This is a genomic window from Mesorhizobium sp. M8A.F.Ca.ET.165.01.1.1 (assembly GCF_004792065.1).
GTDB lineage: Bacteria > Pseudomonadota > Alphaproteobacteria > Rhizobiales > Rhizobiaceae > Mesorhizobium.
Genome location: NZ_SRTH01000131.1, coordinates 1 through 348, shown reverse-complemented (window position 1 = coordinate 348; position 348 = coordinate 1). Strand labels below are relative to the sequence as shown.

Below are 348 nucleotides of genomic sequence, written 5' to 3'. Positions count from 1 at the left end.
AGCCTTTAGCGGGAACAGCTTCTTGATGTCGCCGAGCGGGATCATCGACAGCCTGCCGGTGTCGCTGTCGCGAAACACCTCGATCAGCCCGGCATAGAGATACTGCGTCTGCGGCGACTGCGCCTCGTACTCGTTGGCGACCGCGACCATGCCGCCCGGCGCCGGCCGGAACTCGCTGCGGATGCCGGACTTCTCCAGCACGAAGCCGGCCTTGGCGGATTTGGCGTCGACACAGTCCGCGGCATGCGCCGCGCCGGCAAGGGTGAGCATGGCGAGCGCCATGCCGGTCGTCATGAGTTGCATGCCTTCCTCCCCTGGGAGCGTTCCGGAAGGAATGACAGACCCTCA

At 65.8% G+C, this 348-nt stretch carries 1 pseudogene; it reads right to left on the bottom strand.

Features of this window, described 5'->3' with window-relative positions:
• Positions 1-303 (bottom strand): annotated as a pseudogene (locus tag EN808_RS35420) (hypothetical protein); the annotation flags it as partial.
• Between the last annotated feature and the right edge of the window lie 45 nt (positions 304-348).